Raw genomic sequence first — 618 nt, 5'->3', positions numbered from 1 at the left:
GAACACGCTAAATACCATTTACAAAAATGATACTAACGAGAATGCTGTCGACCTTTCTACTGCGTACACAATGGTGCTTGGTGAGACACAAGACTTTATGACAGCGTTAGATTCGGACAGTGACTTTAATAAATACGTCAGTGACTTAGATGCAGCGAAAACCGCGATTAAAGGTCTTTACGTGCAATCTGGCGCGAGTGTGAATGTTACTCAGGGTCAAGTAAGACTGCCACACTACCTTGAAAAAGGCGCAAACTGGAACATGCAACCGATGGTGTCTGCGATGCCAAGCCTAGCGAAGCTAAACGCAGCACTTACCGATCCAGCAGAACAAGCGAACATGGTTCAACAGCTTTCATCTGGCGTTTTCGCAAGCTCTCCTGTAGACGTTAGCAAGCTGGCAACAGATCCAACAGAGCAGCTAAAACTGGTAGGCTCGAAACTGTACTTAAACGACGGTACACAATTGGATAGTGAGCGAGTTATTACTCGTTACTCTCCTGTTCCTGCGGTTAAGTCTTTAGAAAATGTCGAGCTCTTACTGTTTACTCCTCAAAATGGTGTTGCAAAAGACGTGGTGATCTACCAACACGGTATCACTTCAGCGAAAGAAAACGC

General features: G+C 45.1%; 1 pseudogene. It reads left to right on the top strand.

From position 1 onward, the window contains the following. Nucleotides 1-618: pseudogene (locus R7Q11_RS27530) on the top strand (lipase); the annotation flags it as partial.

This window comes from Vibrio sp. 970, assembly GCF_033339075.1.
The sequence above is the reverse complement of the archived record's forward strand: the minus strand, read 5'-3'. Positions and strand labels throughout refer to the sequence as shown.